At 64.4% G+C, this 21,839-nt stretch carries 24 protein-coding genes and 1 pseudogene; 10 read left to right on the top strand and 15 right to left on the bottom strand.

The features are described from left to right. Positions 1-275: 275 nt before the first annotated feature. The gene (locus DL519_RS09050) at positions 276-599 is read left to right on the top strand and encodes a transposase (protein ID WP_190823862.1); all 324 of its coding nucleotides are present in this window, start codon (positions 276-278) and stop codon (positions 597-599) included. A 229-nt stretch (positions 600-828) separates the two neighbouring features. Next, positions 829-1,332 (top strand): NmrA family NAD(P)-binding protein, encoded by a 504-nt coding sequence (locus DL519_RS09045; protein ID WP_190813921.1) that lies wholly within the window; start codon positions 829-831, stop codon positions 1,330-1,332. Here DL519_RS09045 and DL519_RS48505 read toward each other — a convergent pair. The 3 genes from DL519_RS48505 to DL519_RS09035 all read right to left on the bottom strand — a co-directional run bounded on the left by DL519_RS48505 (position 1,322) and on the right by DL519_RS09035 (position 5,522). After that, positions 1,322-1,450 carry a hypothetical protein gene (locus DL519_RS48505; RefSeq protein ID WP_263399604.1) on the bottom strand — a complete coding sequence of 43 codons (129 nt, stop codon included), beginning with the start codon at positions 1,448-1,450 and terminating at the stop codon, positions 1,322-1,324. The two genes, DL519_RS09045 and DL519_RS48505, sit on opposite strands and share 11 nt — an antisense overlap. A gap of 39 nt (positions 1,451-1,489) precedes the next feature. Further along, the gene (locus DL519_RS09040) at positions 1,490-2,506 is read right to left on the bottom strand and encodes an ISAs1 family transposase (protein WP_190813919.1); all 1,017 of its coding nucleotides are present in this window, start codon (positions 2,504-2,506) and stop codon (positions 1,490-1,492) included. Between the two features lie 676 nt (positions 2,507-3,182). Then, on the bottom strand, positions 3,183-5,522 hold the full coding sequence (locus tag DL519_RS09035) for a LuxR C-terminal-related transcriptional regulator (protein WP_190813917.1): 2,340 nt from the start codon (positions 5,520-5,522) through the stop codon (positions 3,183-3,185). Positions 5,523-6,628: 1,106 nt separating this feature from the next. Between DL519_RS09035 and DL519_RS09030 the strand changes: the two genes are divergently transcribed. The 3 genes from DL519_RS09030 (at position 6,629) to DL519_RS09020 (ending at position 8,889) form a co-directional block, all read left to right on the top strand. Then, entirely contained in the window at positions 6,629-6,853 is a 225-nt protein-coding gene (locus DL519_RS09030; protein WP_190813915.1) for a hypothetical protein, read from the top strand. A gap of 110 nt (positions 6,854-6,963) precedes the next feature. After that, the gene (locus tag DL519_RS09025; protein ID WP_190812573.1) at positions 6,964-8,244 is read left to right on the top strand and encodes an ISAs1 family transposase; all 1,281 of its coding nucleotides are present in this window, start codon (positions 6,964-6,966) and stop codon (positions 8,242-8,244) included. Positions 8,245-8,256: 12 nt separating this feature from the next. Then, positions 8,257-8,889, top strand: coding sequence for an NmrA family NAD(P)-binding protein (locus DL519_RS09020; protein ID WP_223838593.1), 633 nt, complete (start codon positions 8,257-8,259; stop codon positions 8,887-8,889). Between the two features lie 187 nt (positions 8,890-9,076). Here the strand turns inward: DL519_RS09020 and DL519_RS45940 are convergent, their stop codons facing one another. Continuing rightward, positions 9,077-9,664 carry a nitroreductase family protein gene (locus DL519_RS45940; RefSeq protein WP_223838591.1) on the bottom strand — a complete coding sequence of 196 codons (588 nt, stop codon included), beginning with the start codon at positions 9,662-9,664 and terminating at the stop codon, positions 9,077-9,079. Positions 9,665-9,918: 254 nt separating this feature from the next. After that, on the bottom strand, positions 9,919-10,920 hold the full coding sequence (locus tag DL519_RS09010; protein WP_223838589.1) for a site-specific integrase: 1,002 nt from the start codon (positions 10,918-10,920) through the stop codon (positions 9,919-9,921). Between the two features lie 68 nt (positions 10,921-10,988). Between DL519_RS09010 and DL519_RS09005 the strand changes: the two genes are divergently transcribed. Then, positions 10,989-11,264 (top strand): hypothetical protein, encoded by a 276-nt coding sequence (locus tag DL519_RS09005; protein ID WP_190813913.1) that lies wholly within the window; start codon positions 10,989-10,991, stop codon positions 11,262-11,264. A 10-nt stretch (positions 11,265-11,274) separates the two neighbouring features. On the opposite strand, the pseudogene DL519_RS09000 reads toward DL519_RS09005, so the two are convergent. The 4 genes and pseudogenes from DL519_RS09000 to DL519_RS08985 all read right to left on the bottom strand — a co-directional run. Then, positions 11,275-11,658: pseudogene (locus DL519_RS09000) on the bottom strand (alpha/beta hydrolase); the annotation flags it as partial. A gap of 204 nt (positions 11,659-11,862) precedes the next feature. After that, positions 11,863-12,435, bottom strand: coding sequence for a hypothetical protein (locus tag DL519_RS08995; RefSeq protein WP_223838588.1), 573 nt, complete (start codon positions 12,433-12,435; stop codon positions 11,863-11,865). Next, positions 12,435-12,695 (bottom strand): hypothetical protein, encoded by a 261-nt coding sequence (locus DL519_RS08990; protein ID WP_190813909.1) that lies wholly within the window; start codon positions 12,693-12,695, stop codon positions 12,435-12,437. The genes DL519_RS08995 and DL519_RS08990 overlap by 1 nt, the downstream gene beginning before the upstream one ends. Positions 12,696-13,435: 740 nt before the next feature. Next, positions 13,436-14,290 (bottom strand): SAM-dependent methyltransferase, encoded by an 855-nt coding sequence (locus DL519_RS08985; RefSeq protein WP_190813907.1) that lies wholly within the window; start codon positions 14,288-14,290, stop codon positions 13,436-13,438. 200 nt (positions 14,291-14,490) lie between these two features. On the opposite strand from DL519_RS08985, the gene DL519_RS08980 reads away from it, so the two are divergent. From DL519_RS08980 to DL519_RS49765, 3 genes are all read left to right on the top strand, one after another. Beyond that, positions 14,491-15,663: a helix-turn-helix domain-containing protein gene (locus DL519_RS08980; protein ID WP_190813905.1), complete on the top strand. Its 1,173-nt coding sequence runs from the start codon at positions 14,491-14,493 to the stop codon at positions 15,661-15,663. Positions 15,664-15,674: 11 nt separating this feature from the next. After that, positions 15,675-16,403, top strand: coding sequence for a 5-formyltetrahydrofolate cyclo-ligase (locus DL519_RS08975; RefSeq protein WP_190813903.1), 729 nt, complete (start codon positions 15,675-15,677; stop codon positions 16,401-16,403). A 118-nt stretch (positions 16,404-16,521) separates the two neighbouring features. Further along, entirely contained in the window at positions 16,522-16,680 is a 159-nt protein-coding gene (locus DL519_RS49765; protein ID WP_190813901.1) for a helix-turn-helix domain-containing protein, read from the top strand. Positions 16,681-17,540: 860 nt separating this feature from the next. Here DL519_RS49765 and DL519_RS08965 read toward each other — a convergent pair. The 3 genes from DL519_RS08965 to DL519_RS08955 all read right to left on the bottom strand — a co-directional run bounded on the left by DL519_RS08965 (position 17,541) and on the right by DL519_RS08955 (position 19,868). Next, on the bottom strand, positions 17,541-18,686 hold the full coding sequence (locus DL519_RS08965; protein ID WP_190813899.1) for an MFS transporter: 1,146 nt from the start codon (positions 18,684-18,686) through the stop codon (positions 17,541-17,543). 84 nt (positions 18,687-18,770) lie between these two features. Continuing rightward, positions 18,771-19,223 (bottom strand): MarR family winged helix-turn-helix transcriptional regulator, encoded by a 453-nt coding sequence (locus DL519_RS08960; protein ID WP_190813897.1) that lies wholly within the window; start codon positions 19,221-19,223, stop codon positions 18,771-18,773. Positions 19,224-19,319: 96 nt separating this feature from the next. Next, positions 19,320-19,868: an FABP family protein gene (locus tag DL519_RS08955; protein WP_190813895.1), complete on the bottom strand. Its 549-nt coding sequence runs from the start codon at positions 19,866-19,868 to the stop codon at positions 19,320-19,322. Between the two features lie 72 nt (positions 19,869-19,940). On the opposite strand from DL519_RS08955, the gene DL519_RS08950 reads away from it, so the two are divergent. Next, on the top strand, positions 19,941-20,078 hold the full coding sequence (locus DL519_RS08950) for a hypothetical protein (RefSeq protein ID WP_190824604.1): 138 nt from the start codon (positions 19,941-19,943) through the stop codon (positions 20,076-20,078). Positions 20,079-20,149: 71 nt separating this feature from the next. Here DL519_RS08950 and DL519_RS08945 read toward each other — a convergent pair whose 3' ends face one another. The 3 genes from DL519_RS08945 to DL519_RS08935 all read right to left on the bottom strand — a co-directional run bounded on the left by DL519_RS08945 (position 20,150) and on the right by DL519_RS08935 (position 21,829). Continuing rightward, entirely contained in the window at positions 20,150-20,428 is a 279-nt protein-coding gene (locus DL519_RS08945; protein WP_190813893.1) for a DUF6343 family protein, read from the bottom strand. A gap of 56 nt (positions 20,429-20,484) precedes the next feature. After that, positions 20,485-21,048 carry a winged helix-turn-helix domain-containing protein gene (locus DL519_RS08940; protein WP_190813891.1) on the bottom strand — a complete coding sequence of 188 codons (564 nt, stop codon included), beginning with the start codon at positions 21,046-21,048 and terminating at the stop codon, positions 20,485-20,487. Positions 21,049-21,346: 298 nt separating this feature from the next. After that, entirely contained in the window at positions 21,347-21,829 is a 483-nt protein-coding gene (locus DL519_RS08935; RefSeq protein WP_190813889.1) for a DnaJ family domain-containing protein, read from the bottom strand. Positions 21,830-21,839 lie beyond the last annotated feature (10 nt).

Genomic DNA, 21,839 nt, shown 5'->3' with positions numbered 1-21,839 from the left:
GCCACACCGGAGCCTCCGCCTGGGCCACAGGCGGCATCCCAGCCGCTCGGTCTCCGCCGCCCCACGTCGTCCAGCTCGCCAACAAGATGCTGTCCATGGTGCGACGCCGCACCACTGCCGAGTTCTGGGGGCCAGCGTGGACGCGCCACCGACCCGGAGTAGAAGGCCAGCCGACGGCTGCTGCGGAATCGCGAGGACCTCACCGACGAACAGTTCGCGGCCACGTGGAACGCGCTGCTGGGTGAAGGAACGATCGGCCAGGTCCAGCTGAGAACCTGCGCAACTTCCTCGCCTCGGCCGTTAGCGCCGCCGACCGCCATCAAGTCGGCCACGTCCACTGGGAGTTCCTCACCTGGTGCGCAGACGCAGACATCCCCGAGGTGCGCCAGCTCGCCGCCACTGTCGACCGCTGGTGGCCCGAGATCGAAGCGTTCATCGGCACCGGACACAGCAACGCCAAGAGCGAGGGCATCAACCGCGTGATCAAACTCGTCGCTCAAGCCGCCTTCGGCTTCCGCGACGCCGACAATCAACGCCTACGCGCACGCTGCATGACCACCCGCCGAGCCCACGGACACCTCCGCACCGCTCAACTTTGAAGACCCGGATACCTGGGCGCTTGCCATTCGGGAACCGATCGGTGTACGCTAGTGGAAACCGATCGGTTTCCGAGGCGCAGTCGCCGAGGTCTGCGTGACCGCCCACGGGCTATCGGTGCAGCGTCAACCGGTGCCATTGATCGCCAAGCTGATGCACAGATCAGTCTCGAATATGCCGCGCCCATCGCGTACTGATCGGGTGCGTATTCACCCTCTGGAGTCAAAAGCCATGTCTTCTCACGCCACGTCCACCATCTTTGTCGTCGGCGGCACAGGGGCTCAAGGGATGCCCATCGTCCGCGCTCTTGTCGCCGACAAGAGGTACTCCGTCCGAGTCCTCACCCGCGATTCCACCTCCCTGCGGGCTCAGGCCCTCCTCGCGCTCGGCAACGTCTCCCTCCTTGAAGGATCATTCGCCGACGAAGACGTGCTCCGGGAAGGATTTCGCAGCTCTGACGGGGCATTTATCAACATCGACGGGTTCAACACCGGTGAGAAAACCGAGACCTACTGGGCCATCCGCAGTTACGAGATAGCGATTGAAGAAGGAATCAAATTCTTCGTCTACGGAAACCTCGACTACGCCCTCAAGAAATCAGGATACGACTCCAGGTTTCGCACCGGCCACTATGACGGCAAAGGTCGCATGGCGGAATGGATACTGTTTCAAAACGAAAAGAACAGGGACAGGATGGGAGCCAGGGCGGAGGCAAAGTCGTGTTTCAGCTGGTGAGGACCAGTTTCACGGCTTGTTTCGGGTGGTTCGCGTTGTAGCGTAAGGCTTTCGCGATGTTGGTGTGACCGGCCAGGCGCAGGAGGCTGAGGACGAGGTTGCGCAGGGAGGCCATCATGCGGGGCCCGCCGCCGGTTCGCACGCGGGAGAGGTCTTCTCAGAGCGTGACGTCTCGGATCCAGTGCAACTTGTTCTCGCATGTCCAGTGACCGCGGATGTAGGCAGCGGGTTCGACGGGTCGGGCCTGTTCGGCGGTCAGGGAGGTGATCGCGTACACGATCTCGGTGCGGGCTCGTTTCCTGCTGTTGCGACGCTTGCGGGTGCGGGTGATCCGGATCGCTTGGGCAGCGTCGGGAAACAGGATCCCGGCGGCGATGGTGACGACCTTGTAGGTGCGGGTCACCTTGCGGCCATGGCGGGTCTCGGTCTCCGTGTGTCCGGCCGGGACGTCGTTCCACGGTAAGTCTGCCAACTGTTTGCGGAGTTTCTTGCGGTTGCCCTTCACGGTGAACACGTAATACGCGCCTCGACGGCGCAGGTAGGCGGCGTGCGCGTCCTGGGTGTGGAGTGCGTCAGCGGTGACGACGAGTTCGGTCAGGTCCTCGATCTGGTCAAACACCACGGAGAAGTTTGGCAACTCGTTGGTTTTCTCGTCGATCTCGACCTGGCCGACGACCACGGGAATGTCGTGGTCGACGGCGGCCATCACCATGCGGGCGCGGGACTCGCCGTCGCGGGAGCCGCGTAGTGCTTTGCCGTCCACAGCGATCGCCCTTCGTGTGCGGGCCTTCTTGCGCCGGGCATGGGCGGCGGCGAGTCGCCCGGCTGCCCAGCGGCCAATGATCCTGTCGAAGTCGTCGCCGGCGAACGAGCTGAGCGCCCGCCGGAAGGTCGAGGCGTTCGGCGCGGTGACGCCCATCCCCGCCAGGGTGTCACCGGCTCTGGCCGCGGCCCAGTCGGCGATCGCGGCGAACGAGCGCGCGCCCGTGGCGACGGCGCACACCGACAGGAACAGGATCGTCGAGAACCGGTGGCGTACACCCCGTCTCTTTCTCGGATCGGGAACCTGTTCCAGTGCCGACAGCAGGCCCGTCGCCGACCCGGCGTCGAGCTCGCCGACCGCCCCTGCATGGACGGCGAGGGTCTCGATAAGCGAAGATGGCGCAGCGGGCACGGCGAGGCTCCAAGTCATTCAGGCGTAAGGAACCTCCATGATCAGCCGCCATGCCATGCCCGCCCCACAACACCGAAACATCGGTGTGTCGCAACGCATCTCAGCAGGTCACGAAACCAGAAACCGACTTTGCCTCAGCCCTGGGAGGAACCCCCGTGGCGGCAACGGGCTGCCCCGGAGGGCAAGCTGTTTAGGGGGACCGACTCACTTTGGTCTGTTTCAGGTTTCCTGGTCACTGATCATGGCACACGGTGGCGAGTTGGTGACGGAGGGTGATATTTCCGGTCTTTCTCGCGGTCGGTCATCGGCCAGCGTTGCAGGGCAGCAAAGACGTGGGCGGCAGCGAGTTGACAAAGCGGACCAGCAGGAGACGCGATCACGCCGGACGGTAAGCCCGTCATACGCCGATGGCTGTTGACCTGCACGGATCAACTCGCGGGCACGCCCAGGACTGGAGGTGCGCCGAGGTTCTCGTAATTATGCGTACCCGCTCCGTGACTGCTCTCAAGGCTCAGTCGACGTGTGAAGGCGCCTGGCATGATTCCAAAACGCGAGACCTACCCAGCGCGCGCGGACGGCGATGCATCGATTTTCAACAACACGGCCACCAAGATCGACCGGTCAACATCACGAAAGATCGAGGCCGGGAGACGAGAGGAGGCAAGGAGGCGAGAGACTAGAATTTTTGCCTCACCCAGGTGGCGATTTGGGTGCGAGTGTTGAAACCGAGTTTGACCAGAATATGCTCGACATGGGACTCGACAGTGCGCGGTGAAATGACGAGTTGTTCTGCAATACCTTTGTTGGACATGCCTTTGGCAACGAGCATGGCAGTTTCGCGTTCACGGCGAGTGAGCGATGGCTCCGCGGACGCGGCAGGGGCAGAAACCGTTGTGGACGGCTTCGTTTTCTCACCGAGGGCCTCACCGACGGCACGACGAATAGTCAACTGCGCGCCCTGTTCATAAGCAGCATCAAACGCACTATCCCCGAGTGATCTCCGAGCCCGCGTTTCACATTCCGCGTATAGCTCATTAAAGGCGTAGAAGCCGAACCGAGGGTTACCGATCGGCCGCCACATCGCGTCGCTTGCTCCAAGCAGCCGCGCAAATTGTGTGACGTCGCCTTCAGCAGCGCTGATCACGGCCGCCACGTCGAGACAAGCCGGCTGGCCCAGCAGATCATCGAGATTCTGCATGATCCCAAGCGCCTCCCGTATGCGTGCGCGTGCTTCGCTGAGGTCGCCGTCGATCAACCGAGCAAAGGAAATCGCCCACAGAGCCCAGGACATTACCCATTGCTCGCCATGCGCTGCGCAGAATTTCTGACACTCGCGGAAGATATCGGTAGCACTGTCGAGATCCCCTAGGCAGGCGGCGGCCAACGATCGGTGAATGTATGCAATACCGGTAAGGCAGTTCAGTTCGTCCAACGCCCGATGCTCGGCGAGTGACCGGTCCCACATCGTCGTCGCGGTCGCGAGATCACCTTTCAACAGGTAGGTCATGCCCAAGAACTGCGTCGCATGCGCCAGCACCCGTTCGTCGCCGCTCTGGCGTGCTAGTGCACAACTCTCGTCGAGAAGCACGATGCTCTGCGCGATGTCCCCTTGCAGGCCGGCAATATAGCCATTAATACAGAGCGCCCAGGCGCGGTCCCGGTCGGGCTGCGTATGTTTCGCGAGTGCTCGTCCCAGCCAGTAACGTCCGTCACGCAGGCAACCGCACGCGATCCAGTAATACCATAGTGCCGCTGCCATGCGTATCGCGGCGCGGGATTCGCCCGGTTCAGTCAGGCAAAAGTCGAGTGCCCTCCAAAGGTTAGCTCTATCGAGTCTGAGACGTTGGCTCCACTGCTTCTGATCGGGGCCGAAGCAACCGGCGTAAAGCTGCTCCGCGAAACGAAAATAGTGATCCCGGTGTTGGCGGCGCACTATCAATTCCTTGCCGTTGTCGACAAGCCGCTCGTGTCCAAACTGTCGAATCGTCTCCAACATCCGATACCGCGCCGGAGAGCCTATTCCCTTCTCGCGAGTAAGAACCGACTTTTGCACCAGCCCCGCCACTCCGGTGAACACGTCCTGCGCGTTCATTCCCTCATCCGCGCAGACGCTTTCCGCGGCCTGCAGATCGAATCCCCCGGCGAACACCGACAACCGAGCCCACAAGACCCGCTCCTGCTCCGAGCATAGATCGAAACTCCACTCCACTGCTGCCCGCAACGTCTGGTGGCGAGGCAAAGCGCCTCGATTGCCGCTCGTCAGTAGTCGGTACCGGTCCTCCAACCGGGCCACAATTTCCTCTACCGACAACACTCGCATCTGCACGGCGGCCAACTCGATAGCTAATGGCAAACCATCCAACCGCTGACACAGCCGCGTCACGGCAATCTCGTTATCCCCACTCAGCTCGAAACCGGGCAGCACCGCGGTAGCACGTTCCTCAAACAATGCCAGCGACTCGTACTGTGAGCCCTGCCGTGGGTCGTTGCCCGTCAGTTCGCCATTGTTGTTCGTGCTGGTCACATCGGGCACCGACAAGGACGGCACCGGCCACACGTGCTCGCCCGCCACATCCAGTGAGTGCCGGCTGGTGACCAAAACTCGCACGCCGGGGGCAGCGGGCAGCAGCCTGCTGACGAGCTCGCTGCAGGCATCGAGCAGATGCTCGCAGTTATCCAAAACGAGAAGCAGACGCTTATCCACCAAGTACTCGATCAACACCGCGTCCAACGCGCGCGTCGAACGGTTACGCAACTCCAACGCCTCAAATAGGGCGTGATACAGCAACGATGGGTCCTGCAGCTTCGCTAACTCGATCAACCACGCCCCTTGCGGGAAAGCCCGCCGAACATCCCGAGCTACCCGCAACGCGAGCCGCGACTTACCCACGCCGCCAGCACCAGTCAACGTTACCAACCGCGACGCTGACATCAATCGCTTAACTTCCGCCACAGCCTGCCGTCGGCCCACAAAGCTCGTCGGTTCCCCCGGCAGACCGCCCGACACACTGACCATCAGAACCACCAGAGAATCTAGTTCAACCTTCCATAGTACTGGAGGACGTGGTCAAGTCAATGTCACGCGTGGGCTCTTCGAAAACGCCCGCGTGGATGAGTCGTTGCCTCACGGACGGATGCCCGCGTACCGGCATGTCGCCGATCCGCGGTGGTAGGGGTGGCTCATCGCGCTGATGGGATTGGACGATGGGTCAGCGTCAGGCGGTGACAGGCAGAGCGTCACGCGCTACCGGTCAGCATCCGAGACCGGCAAGGCCGCGATCTCGGACCAGTTGTGCGCGTTGACCGGGTGGCGCCGTGACCCGTAAGGCGCTGCGGCGGCGTTGCGAGCGAACTCGGTGTGCGGCAACGGAAACAAGCCAACTGGTGTACGTGCCCCCGAAACGAAACCGGAGGAACCCCCGTGGCGGCAACGGGCTGCCCCGGAGGGCAAGCTGTTTAGGGGGACCGACTCACTTTGGTCTGTTTCAGGTTTCCTGGTCACTGATCATGGCACACGGTGGCGAGTTGGTGACGGAGGGTGGTATTTCCGGTCTTTCTCGCGGTCGGTCATCGGCCAGCGTTGCAGGGCAGCAAAGACGTGGGCGGCAGCGAGTTGACAAAGCGGACCAGCAGGAGACGCGATCACGCCGGACGGTAAGCCCGTCATACGCCGATGGCTGTTGACCTGCACGGATCAACTCGCGGGCACGCCCAGGACTGGAGGTGCGCCGAGGTTCTCGTAATTATGCGTACCCGCTCCGTGACTGCTCTCAAGGCTCAGTCGACGTGTGAAGGCGCCTGGCATGATTCCAAAACGCGAGACCTACCCAGGTCGTGAGCTGGATGGGATAATTCGGCTGAGAAGCCCAGAATCGATCACGTACGGTTAGGTCTCGGAACATCAGTTGTTCCCCGACGTGTTGACGCTGTTCCTAGTACGGCAGCAGCCATTTGGTTTTTGACCTGCGGGAATGTGTGGTTGGGGGCTGCGTTCGATGTAGGGCAGCCGCCTGTTGATCATGTGTTTGTGAGGACAGGATCACAGGCGGCTGCGGCTTCGGCGGATCGAGCCGTTCGTGCACGAAACGCAACGGATGGACCGTTCTTGCAGCGTTCTTTGCGGTGATCATCGTCGTACTGCATGTCTCCAAGAAGCGGCAGGATCTTTCCACATTTAGCCACTACGCGGTCGGCGAGCGGTCGTTCAGCAGCTGGTTCGTCGCCATGGCCTACACGAACTCGTGGTGGCCTGGCGCAACGTTCACCGTGTTCTTCGGATTAGGGATCACCTCCGGCGTCCTCGGACTGTACGCCAGGGGAACGTCAAAGTTTGTGATCTTGGTGTGAAGTCCTGAGTGCGTGGTGACGCGTGGTGTGTCTGGATGTGGGTGGTGGCCTTCTGCCTGCGATGATGCGGGTTACCACACCTTGATCATCGACCTAACAGGAGGCCACCGGTGTCAGTGTCGCATGTCCAGGATTCGTGCTCGCCGATTGCTGGCGGGTTCGGTGCGTCCGTGGAGATCGGCATGGACGTCGGTGTTGCCGCGGTGGGCGGGTTGGTCGAGATGCTGAGTCGGGTGCCTGACCCGCGCAAGCCGCGCGGGGTTCGTCACCGGGTTGGTTCAGTGCTGGCGGTAACGGTGTTCGCAGCGCTGGCCGGGGCCGGTAACTTCCGGGAAGCGGGGGATCGTGCCGCGGACCTGCCGCAGGAGTTGTTGGTGTTGGCCGGCTGCCGTCGGCACCTGTTGACCGGGCGTTATGTCGCGCCCAGCGAATCGACGATTCGTCGGGTGGCGCACGATATCGATGCTGACGCCGCCGATGAGCAGGTGTGCCGGTGGCTGCGGGAGCAAGCTGCGGCTGCGGCCCTGGCCCGTGGCGTCGATGTGGCCGGGGGTGATGACCACGGACCAGAGGGACTGGTCGGTGTGGCCATGGATGGCAAGACCCTGCGGAACACGGTGGCGCCCGGCGATCCGGAAGGCAGCGAGGTGAAGCTGTTCTCGGCGATGCTGCACCGAGAAGCCGTCGTCATTGCTCAGTTGCGGGTTCCTGAGGGCACCAACGAGATCACCCAGGTGGCCGCGCTGCTCAAGGACATCGATCTGACCGGTGTGGTCGTCACCGGGGACGCCGCGCACGCCCAGCACACCACCGCCGCGTACCTGACCCAGGACCGGGGCGGCCACTACGCACTCACGGTGAAAGGCAACCAGCCCACCCTGCTCACCCAGATCGCCTCAGTGCTCCCGCCGGCCGCGCCGGGCACCGCGCATCACGCCGAAACCGACCGCAGCACAGGCAAGATCGTGCGCCGCCAGATCTGGGTCGCACCGGCCAACGATGTTGACTTTCCCGGTGCCGCACAAGTGTTTCGTATCCGCCGCGACACCTTCGACCACGCGGGTAACCACCTGACCAAGGAGGTCGTGCACGGCATCACCAGCCTGACCGCCGAACAAGCCGGCGCCGACCTGATCGCCCGGTTCGTCCGCCAACATTGGGGCATAGAGAACAAGATTCACTGGGTTCGAGACGTCGTCTACCGCGAAGACCACCAACACGCCTACACCGGAACAGGAGCCCAGGTCATGGCCACCCTCCGCAACCTCGCCCTCGGGCTATTACGCCTGGCCGGAATCACCCAGATCACCCGAACTCTGGAACGTATCGCCGCTGACCGAACCCGAATCATTCCGATCATCGCAGCCGCTACCAGCACAAACCGACTTTGACGATCTCCTGGGATGGGAGCGGCGGTCTTCACTTCAGGCCCCTACATTGAGATGGTGATCTCACCGCTCACGCCCATGACGCCCACCATCGAGGACGGTGTCGTCACCTGGCGAGTCCCTCTTGGCAAGGGAGCCGTTCCCCATGTGGCTCTCGAAGATAGCGGATTCTACGTTCGCTGGCTCTTTGACCATCCAGAGCCGGCTAATGGCATGGACCTCGAAGTCGCCATCGAACACATGACCTATACCGATATGGCTGCAGCATTCGAGAAGGTCACCGGGCATCCGGCACAGTACATCGATACTGATCTGGACACGTATTGGAACGGCCCACTGAAGGAGGTTGCTGATCTCCCTGCCGGATACAACGCCGATCCCAACGACAAAAGCACCATGAGCTTTCGGGACAATTTCACGGGCTTCTGGAATGTGTGGAAACACGGAATCATCACCAGGGATTACGCTCTGCTCGACGAAATTCACCCCCACAGGATCAGAAGTGCTGAGGAGTGGTTCCGTCGAGAAGATCAGATGGGAAGAGGCCTCGGTAAGGGAAGTCTCTGGGAGAGGGTCCAACCCGAGAACTGGCGCAGCGACTCTCCGATCCTTAAGGGCAGTGCGGATATGAGGAGGGGCAAGTTGTAAACGGGCGCGCGGCAATACGAACCGTGGCCCATGACGAGCTGCACATCGCTGAGCGTCAGCTGCTGGCTGCGCATTCAGGCGGCTGCGCTGCGCCGGTGCAATGTCCGATACAACCACAGCCAGACGAACGCGTCCACCGAAGCTGGAACCTGCCGCATGTCAGTGTTTCCCTTGCGCACCACTGTGATCAGCTGCTGGCCCGCGTCGATGTCGTAACGTCCTGCGCCCACCCGTCCATCGGGTTTTGGTGCGCATGCGCCCGCCGTGACCGCAGGAAGTCGCGGACGGTGTCGGCGTAGAAGCCGAGATGGGTCTGAGGAACGCCGTCGAAGCCGCGGGCGGCCAGGGAGAGCAGGAAGTTCTGCGCGTACATACCGATGTCACGCGCGGCGCGCACGCCGTCGCCGAACTTCGGCATGAACAGGAAGGCGGCGTGGGGCGCGCCATAGAACTCCAGGCCGAACCGGGTCATCGCTGCGTTCCGGCCGGGATCGTGACCGCGGAAAGCGGGATCGGGCGCGCCGTCGGGCAGCAGTCCCTCCAGCGCCCGCACGAACAACTCGGCGAAGTCCTGCTCCAGGTACTTGATCGTGGTCGCCGGCTTCGGCCCCTTCAGCTTCGCGAGATTGCGCCGCATCGTCCTGACCTGGCCGTCCACGAACCGCTTGGCCCAGGCGTAGGTGAACGGCACCGCCTCCGCGTGGCCTTCCTCGACCGCCCACTCGTAGAACCGGGCCACCGCCGTGGTGTGCAGGTTCCACGACGACTCGGCCAACCGCACGCTCAGCGGTGTTGAGCGTCATTCAGGATGAGGACGTGTAGGTCGGTGTGTGCCATTCACGGTGAAGACGATCGGTCGGGCGGTTGGTGGGGTTCGTCTGCGGCGACACCGTGACGACGAACCGGTTGCTCGTCGACCTGATCTGGGTTGGATGGCCTGAGTGGACGGTCGTGGTCATCGTCACGGTGACGGCGTCGTCAGCGATCGGCATGCGTTGTGGCACTTCTTGTTCTTTCCCGGGTGGTGCGTCAGATTGCAACACCAGTTCCCCCTTCCCGGGGTACTGACCCTTCTGGACGCTTCATGGGATGAGACCTGATCGAAGTCGTCGACGCCGACGCCGACGCGGCAAGGTTGGCGTTGGCTGCCGGCCGGCTGGACTGCCCGGCATGCGGCGGGACGCTGCGGCCGTGGGTGAGGTGGTGGTCGGTGAAGCCGAGCATGGCCGCGATGACCGGTGGTGGAGCGTCGATCAGGAGTTGCTGGAGTACGGCGGAACGCCCGCTGAGGGCGGGAAGTCCGTGCCGGCGGAGGTGTTTGCGGACGCCTGCCGCGGTTATGGGCTGGCCGGGGTTGATGCTCGGGAAGAACCAGGCCGCGCCGGTGTTGCTGGTCGTGAGGTTGCGTCGTTGGTCGAGGTAGTCGGTCAGGATTGCGTTGAACGGCGAAGGGACTGGTACGGGCGGGTCACCGAGCCGGAGATGGATTTCGCCGTCAGTGCGCACGATGTCGTCCACGGTCAGGCGTAGCACCCTCAAGAGCGGTTGGGCGTAGAGCACCATGAGCAGGGTGGGCACCCGGGCGGTCGGGTGGATGGTGTCGTCCAGGGCCAGGCGGCGCAGCACGTCGAGCCGTTGCTGCTGGGTCAGCAGCCGCGGGTTCGGTTCGCGGCGGTGCGGGATCGTCGCCGGGGCGAGCAGGCGGGCGCGCATCGCCCACTTCAGGAACGCGGTGGCGAGCCTGCGGGTGTAGAACGGGCCGTCGGCGAACCAGGCGTCGATCTCGGTCTGCCCGACGTCGGCGAGCTCCAGTCCATGCTCGCCCAGCCAGGCTAGGAATACGATCGCCTGGGAGACCTGGTGCTGGGCGCCTTCCACCTGTTTCGGGGTGATCGGTTGCTTCTCGGCGAGGTCGCGCAGCCGCCGGCGCACGTGCCAGGCGGTGAACCGCTCGACGAGGCGCCGGTGCTCGGTTCGCTCGATCGCGGCGAGCTTGGTGCGCTGCCACCGGTCGAAGGCCTGAGTTTCCATGGGATCGTTCCCAGCACTCGGCGAGATCGAGGGCATAGACCTCACCCTGACCTGCCTGCGCGACAAGCGTGCCGAGGCGCACCGCATTCAACAGCGAGAGCCGATCCACCTCGGCCTACCAGCCGTCGGCCCCTGGAACGGATCATGACACCAACACCAGCGGGACCTTCGCCGACGTCAATCTGGAGACGCGCCGCCCCGACCGGCCGGTACCGCCGATGGCCGGTACCGCCGCGGTCGGGGCGGTTGTGCATCTGCTGGCCACCGCCGTCGAGGAGGGCCGGGACCTGTCCTCGATGAGCGGCATCCTGGCCGACAGCTCCTATCGTCTGCTGCTGGCCTGACGGCCCGGCCTCACTTCAGGTGCCGGGCGAAGAACCGGTTCCCGTCGTTCCCCTCGAACTGCGGGACGCCGGTGTGCCCGCCCATATTGGCGTGCAGCGTCTTCTCCTTGGTGCCGAAGGCGTCGAACAGGTCCAGGGCCAGCTGCCGGTCGTTTCATTCGTCGTCCCACTGCAGCAGGACCTGCAGCGGAATGGTGACCTGGCGGGCCTCCTCGAACATGGTGCGGGGCATGAAACTCCCGGCGAACAGAAGGGCGGCCGAGATGCGCGGCTCGACCACCGCCAGCCGGAGGCCGATGGCGATCACCCCTCCCGCGTACCCGACCGGGCCGCCGATCTCGGGCAGCGAAAGGAGGGCATCCAGGGTCGCCTGCCATTCCGGGACCGCTTTTTCCGCTGCCCCGTTCGTTTCTTCGCGTCGGAGATCAAGTCGGCGAGCATGCCGTTGGTCCGGTGGAGGTCGGCGTGAGACCGCCGGAGGGCTCGGTCAGCCGACGCACGGCGCTTCGTGGCTTTGTGCCCGCCAGCACTGCTGGCCGGCCAGACGCCGACGAACCTCCAACGGCATCCAGGCCCTGACCCCAATAGCCCCGCGCCATCAGGGCTTCGCGGTGTTCGCGGCTATTTCGCGCGCGAAGACCTCGGCCTGCTCGACGGCTTGTTCGCGAGGGATCGGAGTTGTGTTTCCCGCCGCGTCGATGTCCCTCCCGGTAAAGGCCATCTTCAAGTTCAGGTTGCCGACGACGATGATGTAGTCCACGCCGTTGCTCGTGTCGCTCCGCACCGCGTACTCCCCGAATCCCAGCACCCGCTCGAAATGGTTCGGTGAGTCCGCGCTCAGCCGGTCCAGTTCCCCCAACGCCCCGTCGGCACCGGAAATCGCGCGGTTGCTGCGGTGCAGGTTGACGTGCAGGGACAGCTTTCGTTCGAGCGGCCGGGTTCCCTCGGACTCCAGATCTCGGTGGGTCCACGAGCAGTAGCCGCCAGTTTCGACCGCGATCGTGTCGGTCTTGTACTGCGTTCCGATCAGCCGGCTCGCCGTCTCCGGTGGGATGAGGTCGCAAACTTGTGGGAGCTCGGTGAACCGGTCATGTTCAGGGGCGGAGCCGCCTGCAGCGCATCCCGTTGCGAGCAGGAGACCTGGCAACGCCGCCACCACTCTAAGCCGCATCACAACCGGCCCGCGTAGCCCTCGGTGGAGTTGATCGTGGCGCTGAGCGTGCCCTGCAAGCCGTTGATCGTCTGCACCGCTTCGGTGATCATGCCGTGTGCCTGCTGCATCTCCTCCAGGGTGCTGCCCTGGGTTGCGGACACTAGTGCGGCTTGCGCCTCTTCCAGTGTGAGGTTGCCCTGTTGGAGGGCGGCGATGCCCTCCCGCATCTTCTGGTTTGCCAAGGCAATGCCCACGCGAACTTCTTCGAGCCCAGCCATTTCTGTTTCGCCTTTCGTTATGCAACCGGCAGTGCCGGGAAAGTCTTTCTTTCATTGGTCGTCTGCCGTGTGCGACTTGTTGGACTCGCCGGAACCAATCGCGATATGACTCAGATTCCGTTGTCAAATTATCGTTGTTTATGGTCCGATCGAAGCAGTATCATCGTCGCTTCCGGATCCTTCTCCAGGATTCTGACGTTGGCCCACGCGATTTGTGCTTTACTCATCTTATATGCCGAACAGGCCGGTTGGTTGTTCGCGCGCCGATGCCGATACCAGAGTACTAGCAGGCCGGGCCGATAACGGACCACAGTAAGCCAGTCATCCAAACGGTGTGGTTCTTCGCCGGGAGTGACGCCATCCCCAGGAAGGCGCCACGAACTGCCATCCGTGGGCGAGTGCGTGATCAGGATTCGACCTTCAGCGTAAGTCATGACGGCCACAGCCCGCAAGGGGTGATCCCGTGGTTGCGGAGCCCGGTACCCATGAATCAGCCATTCTCGGAGCACGGGCAGCGCGCCGTGGAGTGTTGCAGCGTCGTGCGGCAAGTGTCTGCGGCCTCGGCCGGCGACAGAGGAGACGCTTGCACTAGTCGCTGGGTGAGTGTGGGTTCCCCAAGCGGCTGCCGAGCTAAGGTGCCGCCCACGTCGAACACCAACAGCTTTTCCCTCTTCATGCCCCGCCTCTCATTCAGCTGCAGATATACGCATGGTTCCTGCGCGCGTCGGAACCAGTCATAGCTACGGTTTACGGGCGAGTCCACATAGGATCAGGTTCTCCATGCCGTGCGGCTCCCGCTGGCGTGGCCCTTCGGGCCACCAGTCACGAACGAGCCCGACGGGCGGTAGGTCAGAGTCGGGCGAGGCAGGCACGAGTTCCAGTCCGTCGAAGTAGGCTTCGATCTCCTGGCGTGTGCGGAACCGGCTCGTTCCCATCGAGCTGGTGCGGAAGCGACGCTCGATCTCCTGCGCCAACGCAGACAGGGCACTTCGGTCGGCGGGATCGTAGAAATGAGTCAACGCGACATACGATCCGGTCGGCAGCGCATCGATGTAGGCGGCCATGATCTCGCGCGGCCGGTCGTCGTCCTCCAGGTGATGCAGGGTGCAGCACTGCAACAACGCGACAGGACGTTCGAAGTCCAGACGCCGCGTCACCGCTGGGTGCCACAGGAGATCGCGCGACTCACGCAGATCTGCGACAAGGAAATGGGTTCGCTCGTTTTCGACGAGCAGTGCTCGGCCGTGCGCGGCCACGATCGGGTCGTTGTCGACGTAGACCACGACCGCGTCGCGATTCATGCGCTGCGCCACCTGGTGGGTGTTCTCTGCGGTGGGCAAACCGGAACCGAGGTCGAGGAACTGGTCGATCCCGACGGTGTTGGCCAGGTAGCGAATCACGCGGCCCAGCCACCGGCGGCAGTCCCGCGCCAGCGGCCCTGCCTCCGGTGCGATGTCCATAATGCGCTGGTGGACTTCACGATCCACCGCGTAGTTGTCTTTGCCTCCCAGGAAGCAGTCATAAACGCGCGCGATACTGGCCACGTGCGTGTCGATCCGTGTGGGCAACATGCCCTCACGGCCGGATACTGCCATCCATCTGGTCCTGGACATGGTCGACACTCCGAAAGGGGGCGAGCAGTGCCGGGGTCCGGCGCGAGATCGGTCGGCGCTGCTCCATTGGTGTACATCCACAGCCAATCTGATCTGTGCGGAGCGGACCAGAGCGTTTACTGCGCATTTCGCGGCGGGCCATTCGGGTATCCTGCCCAGGTGGCGTCACGGGGAGTAGTCGCATGAACGCACGAAGAACCTTGCTGATTCGGCGACGCAAGGCGGTGGGCCATTCACAAGAGTCGCTGGCGGCGGCACTTCAGGTCGCTGTTTCGACCGTTGCCCGGTGGGAGAGAGGCGAGAGCGATCCCCGACCCTGGCAACGTCCCAAGCTAGAGGTCGAACTGCGGCTTTCCACCGCCGAACTCGACGAGTTGGTGCCTGACGCTTCACCAAGTGAGCGCGGCATGCGCGCCAGGTCAGACGGGGGATTGATCGACGGCCAGCCGAGGCATGACGGTATGGTCACCGTGGCGCAGCTTCGGCGGAGGGTGTATGACCTCGACGGACGTTACGACCACATGCCCTCTCTCTCCCTACTGACGGATGCGGCGCAGGCACTCGGGCAGATTGACGTCCTCGCCGAGCGCAGCCGCTCCTCGTCTCGCCGTGAACTGCAGCGGATCGAAGCGACTGCGGCGATCCTGCTCGGCCAACTGGTTTGGGACGCTTCCCAACGCCGCGACCACCAGACGGCACGCCGCTACTTTGAGCAAGCGGAGCGTGCGGCCCGAGAATTCAATGATCCGGTAGCTGAAGGTCATGCCCTGCTCCGGAACAGCTACCTGGCGCTTTACGGCGAGCATGACCCGGTCAAAGGGCTACGGTTGACCGAACACACAGCTGCGGTTGCAACCGGGGCCAGCGATGTCATCACTGGCTTAGCTCAGCTCCACTCGGCCGAGGCCCACGCGATGGTCGGTGAAACCCGTCTCTGCGAAGTGGCACTGGCTGCAGCGGAGACCAGTTTCGGACACGTCGCGGACACCGACGCGGCCGCACACCTGTTCTCGCCGGTCCAGTTCGATCGGCTCGCCGGGTCCTGCTACTTGTTCCTCGGTGATCACCACCGAGCGGAGCGGTTTCTCGGTACCGCGGCCACGGCGACGAGAGCACCAACGAAGTCCCGAGCTATAGTGCTGGGCAATCTCAGTCTCACCTACCTGCACAAACGTGATCTCGATGCAGCGGTGGTGACACTGCACGACGCAATCGACGTGGTGGAAGCCAACCGCGGTGGCGGTGGCTTGAATCTCGTGTCCGACGCAGTCCGTAAGCTCCGCAGCTGGCAATCCGAACCCGTAGTCCGCGACATTTACGATCGGGTGCTCTCCTTGATGACTGCGACGCCCTGAGGAGTGAGGCCGTGCCGAACACCGACGTGAACGACCGAAAGAACGATATCCGACAGCGCGTCTGGGATCTCTTGGATCGCGAAGGCGCCGTCCTTGGCGGTAGCTCGCACGGCCGTATTCCGAACTTCGTAGGCGCCGACCACGCAGCTGCTCAACTCGCGACCGTGGCAGCGTGGCACGACGCGGCCGTGGTCAAGGCAGTCCCAGACAAGGCCCAACTCCCGGCGCGCGCCCGGGCCTTGCGCGCTGGCAAAATCGTTTACATGGCGGTGCCGAAACTAGCCGCCCAGCAACCCTTCTACCTGCTCGACCCCGCCAAGCTGACCGTTCCAGCCGAGGAGGCCGCATCCAGCCACACTGCGGCTGCCGTAGCGCGAACGGTCGGCGTCGACGAGCTACGACCGGTAGACCTGATCGTTTGTGGCAGCGTCGCGGTCAACCATCATGGTGTACGCCTGGGCAAAGGTGCTGGTTACTCCGACATCGAAGTCGCCCTACTCGCTGAAGCGGGTTTGATCGGACCGCATACCACGATCGTCACAACTGTCCATAGCTTGCAGGTCCTCGACCAGGACATTCCCGAGACCCGCCACGACTTCAGCGTCGACCTCATCGTCACCGCCGACGAGATCATCACTTGCGAGCCAGCCCGCCGTCCCACCGGCCTCATCGGGGACGAACTTTCACCAGACCAGCTCGCTGCGATGCCTGTGCTCCAGTCCTTCCACCGCAAGAGCTGACCACACATCCGCCGTAGACCAGGACTCCTCTGTCCTCCTGGAGAACCGCCGTTACTGCACATGTTGTAGCGAGGCCTCCCAGGCAGCATAACCGAGTAACTTCACGGGAAGTAGTTACATGACCGCGCGAAGAACCTCGCTGATTCGGCGACGCAAGGCGCTGGGTCATTCGCAAGAGTCGCTGGCGGCGGCACTGCAGGTCGCTGTTTCGACCGTTGCCCGATGGGAGAGAGGCGAGAGCGATCCCCGCCCCTGGCAACGTCCGAATCTTGCATGAGAGTTGCGTATCTCGGTTGCTAAGATCGACGAATTGTTCGATTCCGCGGACTTGAACAAGGCGGCAGTAGAGAATGGTGTCGCGGTGTTGCGTTGCCTAGCGGACGTATATGACATGCCTGACGACGGACCAACCCGCGAAGTGTCGGAGCTGCTCGCGCGACCAGCAGGATGGTGTCTGCGCGCCTAAACTCCGACTATACATTCCTATTGAACCATTTACCTGATCTGGTTCCCGAGCTGACGAGGGCGATGCTGCAAAGCAGCGATGCTTATCGGTGCAAGATCGCGAGCATGTTGGTGCAGGCGTACCGCGCGGCTGACGCGATCGCGGACAAGTTTGGTTTTTATGATCTATCGGGTCGTCTAATTGAGATCATGCGCTTGGCGGCTGAGAAGTCCGGCGATTTGCTCGCGACTGCGGTAGTCGGTTACGTCCGTGCTGAGACCTTTTTCGCCAGTGGTCAACTTGCTCGTGGTCGACGTCTGCTCGAGCAGGCCGCCAACAACGTCTCGCCAGGAGTATCCAAACACGCCGCCGCGGACCACGGGGCGCTACACATGCGCGCCGCCGTGATCGCTGCCCGTGCTGGCCTGTCCGAGTACGCCGAAGACCATTTGACGGAAGCACGAAATGCGGCCAGTCGACTGATGGAGAGGATTTATAGCGGCACAGCCTTTGGCTCCGCCTCAGTACGCATTCATGATGTCAGCGTAGCGCTTGACCTCGCAGTCCCTGAGATGGCATTGCGCGCCGCGGCCGGATGGCGCCCGCCGGACAATGTCCCTGCCGAGCGTAAATCGCACTACTACATTGACATCGGACGCGCGCAGTCCCAAATCGAGTGCCCAGAGGCTGCTCTAGAAGCATTTCGCGTCGCATACACGATCGCGCCCGAACACGTTCGGGCACACCCGCAGGTAATCGAAACACTCACCGAACTGAAAAGAAGCGGCGCCCTCGCCGTCACCGAGGTACGACGGTTTATCGTCCGGTCCGGAATTCTCATGCCCTCCAGCTAGCCACTGGTGATGAGGCCATGCAGTTCGGTGAGGGAATGGATCACGTGGCTGCGTATGCTGTAACAACAGGATCGGTAGCCCACAAATGGCCCAACGGGCCACGCCGGATGAGCACCGGACGCAGACCAGCACGATGTGCGTCACGATCGTCCGGACGTAGGTCAACGACAACCCGCCTCGCGCCAGCAGGCGCATGTCCAGGAACGGGTCGCGGGCTCGCAGGCCCCACCAGGCGGTCAGCGCGACGGCCGGGATCGCGACGGCCAGCCACCACCACACCGGGGTCGTGGCCAACGACAGCAGCCAGAACATCAGCGTGGTGATCGAGACTGCGAAGAGCAGCATGCCGACCGGGTCGACCCGCGCGAGCGCCTTCAGCCGCCCGCTGCTGTGACCTCGTGCCGGCGCGTCCGCCGGGCCCCACCGCATGATCACCGCGCCGCCGAACAGCGCCAGCGGCACGTTGATCCAGAACACCCCGGCCCAGCCGAACCCGCCGACGAGCAGCCCGCCGAGGGAGGGCCCGAGCGCGGCGGTGACCTGCGAGCAGATGGCGAGCGCGGCCAGAGCATTGTTCGGCCGGGAGCGAAGCCGGTCGGCGGCGCGGCGGATCATCGCGACGCCGCACGGGTACTGGGCCGCGGTGCCGATGCCGATGAGGATGCGGCAGACCACGAGCGCCGCGACGTTCGGCGCGAACGGCGCCACCGCCGAAGTGGCGCCGACCAAGACGATTCCGGCGAGGCTGGTGCGGCGCGGGCCGAGCACGTCGGCGATGCGGCCCATCGCGGGGGCGGCGACGGCGGTGGCCAGGTAGAGCGCCGAGACCAGCCAGGTCACCGAGGTGCCCGCGTCGAAGTGGGAGCGGATGCCGACCAGCGCGACCGCGATCATCGACGAGTTCAGCGGTTGCAGGATCGTGCCGAGGGCGATCGGGGTGACGAACCTGCCCGGTAACTCGGGCTTGGGGTCCGTCGATCGCAACAGGTCTTCAGCGTTGCTGTCTTTTTGAGAAGGGGATTAGTGTGTCGTTCGAGGCATCGGTCCGATCCCGGGTAGAAGCCGGTGTCAGGAGTCGGCGAGCCGGTCCAGCAGCCTGGCCGCGAGCACCAGCAGCTCCCGTTCGACGTCGGTCAGCCCGGTCATCGCCTGGGCCAACCACGCCTCGCGCTTGCCCCGGTCCTGCCGGACCCTGCGGCGGCCCGCCTCCGTGATCCGGATGATGGCGGCCCGGCGGTCGCCCGGATCGAGGTCTCGCTCGGCCAGCTCGGCGTCGATCAAGTGCTGCACCATTCGAGCCATGGACTGCGGGGTGACCCGCTCGGCGCCGGCCAGCGCGCTGGCGGTCGCCGGACCGTCGCGCTCCAAGCGGCCCAGCACCGCCAGACGACCCAGGGTCAGCTCGCCGGGATCGCGCTCGGCGCGCAACCGGCGCGCCAGGCGCATCACGCCCGTCCTGACCTCGGTGGCCGCCTGAGCGATCCCGGCGGTGTCTTCGGCAGCGGGATCGTCGCGACTCATATATTCAGCATAGCTGTGTTTATCGGAGGTGTGTCTTTCCGCCAGGTAGGGAACGTGAGCCCCGGCACACCGCGAGCCCCGGGCGTGACGATCAGGTCAGCTGCGGTGCAGCCGGGCCGTGACGTGCGGGGTTATGGGCAGGCCGACCATGGCGCGGCTCTCGGCGTAGTGGAGGGTGCCGTCGTCGTCGAGCGCGTAACTGCGCGCCGCGGCTTCGACGTCCTTCGCGGTTGCGGCGCGGACCACCGTGTCGGTGGACAGCTCCCAGCTCTGCGGGTACGCCGCGCCGTAGAACAGCTCCAGGATTCCGGTGCAGTGGCTGATCAGCAGTTCCAGGCGCCCGTCGGGCTGCGGCCGCCACCAGCCGGTTTCCCACGCCGCCGGGCGAAGGACGTCACCCTCGGCGTCGAGCAGCCAGGCCCGCGCCTCGTGGCGCAGGAACGGCCGCCCGTCGTGGGAGATCGTGACCTGCTGCCCGAACCGGTACGGGCCCTCGATGCTCGGGTAGTCGACCTCGCCGCCCCCGCGCCACACGCCGACCAACGCCCGCAGCGGGGCACAAGCGTCGTGCAGCGGCGGCCCGCAGCGCAGGTCAGTGGTCTCCGCCGGGATGGGTAGCTGAGCGCGCTCACTGGAAGAACCCATGCGGGCAGGGTAGAGGTTCCGTTGCGATTCCTCCGCGCTCGGATCGATCTCCTCGTCGGGCGAGCCGTTAGATTGCGGACGCTCTGGCGCACGGTCTTCGACCTCGACGAGCGGACCATGTCGACGGTCTTCTACCTCGGCGACACCGCGGCCGGCGGCCTGCGCCGCAGCGACGAATCGACGTCCGGCCCCGGCCTGCTGGCCGGTTGACCTGGTCGGCTGACGGCGCGCAAATGGTTGCCAACCTTGCATAAGCTTGTCAATATCCTTGCCGAGACGGATCAGCCGGGTTCGCCGCGGCGCTTGCGGTGGGCGACCCAGCCGAAGTCGACGAGGGCGGTCACGGCCAGCACGATCAGCGCCCACCCCAGCCACGCCAGTTCCGGCACGAACAGGAACACCAGCACGGCCGCACCCGTGCAGAACACCAGGCCGAATCCGGCCAGCCAGAGCCGCAGGGTCAGGGCGCTGCACGCGTAGGGCGCTCCGGCGAAGCCGGCCATCGGGTCGTGGTAGCCCGGCAGCCCTCGCTCGTAGTCCTCGCGCTTGCGCTTCGGCATGCCGCCCGGCTACCCGCCTCGCCTCGGCCTCAAGCCGCCCGGAAGCTGGCGCGGGCTCAGGACGCGTAGGGGTCGGGCTCGATGTGGACGTCCGAGAGGCGGTCCATCCGGTAGCCGACCCCGCGAACCGTGGTGATCAGGTCCAGGTCCGGCCCGAGCTTGCTGCGGATCCGGCGGACGTGCACATCCACCGTGCGGGTGCTCGGCGTGCTGTTCAGGTGCCAGACGGCGTTGAGCAGCGAGCCGCGCCGGTGCACCCGCCCCGGGTTCTCGCACAGGAACAGCAGCAGGTCGAACTCCAGCCGGGTGAAGTCGATGTTCGTCCCGTCGGCCCGCACCACCCTGCGCGGGGCGACCAGGATGCGCAGGGCGGGCTCCGTCGGAGCGGGCAGCGACCGCAACCGCGGCACCTCCGGCCTGGTCTGTATCTCCACAGTGGACTGGCTGGGAACCTCCACCAAGGCGCGCAGTTTCCGGGCGAAATCGCTTTCCAGCGTGGCGAGATCTCGTTGCGGGACGACGAACCGGGCGGTCACCTCGATCACCGCACCGTCCTCCAGCGGACGCGCCTCCGGGGACTCCGGACCCACCGGCTCCCGGAAAGCAGCTTCCAGCGTCATGGCACAGCTCTCCGTCTCATCGCGATGCCGGGGTCCACCGACACCGATGCGAACAACAGCACCTCGGCGGCAGGTCACCGGCGAGGCGAGGGCAACCCGGCGGCAGGCGGCTCGGACGAGCAGCGGGGCAACGCCGGGGCAGGGGAGATCAAGCGCGCGGACAAGCCGCGGAAGCGACCCACAACAGGTCGATGTGCGCGCGCTGCACGAGCAGCGGTCCCGGCGTCATGACATTGATCAAAGCACCGTCGACAACTTCCGTCAAAGCCGTTCAAAAGGTGGGAAACGGCTGGCCGGATCAGCGGCGGAAGCGTTTCCACCAATGCGTTTTCCGCGGTACGGGCTCGTTCGGTGCGGATGCTGGGCGCCGCTGCGGCTCGGGCCGGCCGGCGCGCCACCGGACCACCACGTCATCGACGTTCACCGATCCGACGGCGACCGGCGGTCCGGTCGGTGCGCGGAGGTATTCGACGATGCGGCGGTTCAGGTCCGTTGCCACGTCGCGGACGTCCTGCTCGGTGGTCAGGTCGCGAACGGTTTCGGGCAGCCGCTCGACCTCCTTGCGCAGCTGCAGCGGGGCGGGCAGCAGGGCATCGCCGGACAGCCCCTCGCGGCGGATGTACTCCTTGACCCACCAATGGTCGTCGAGCGGTGCGCCCGCGCCGGGCAGCGGCTTGCCCGCGCCGGGCAGGTCGTCGAAGTCACCGCGCTCCTGGGAGGTGCGGATCTGCTTGTCGATCCATGATTCGAACGTGACACCGGGTGGCTTGCGCTCGGTCATGCCGCGATTG

It is taken from the genome of Saccharopolyspora pogona (genome assembly GCF_014697215.1).
Lineage (GTDB): Bacteria > Actinomycetota > Actinomycetes > Mycobacteriales > Pseudonocardiaceae > Saccharopolyspora > Saccharopolyspora hattusasensis.
Note: the sequence above shows the minus strand (reverse complement) of the source record. Positions and strands in the feature narration are given on the sequence as shown.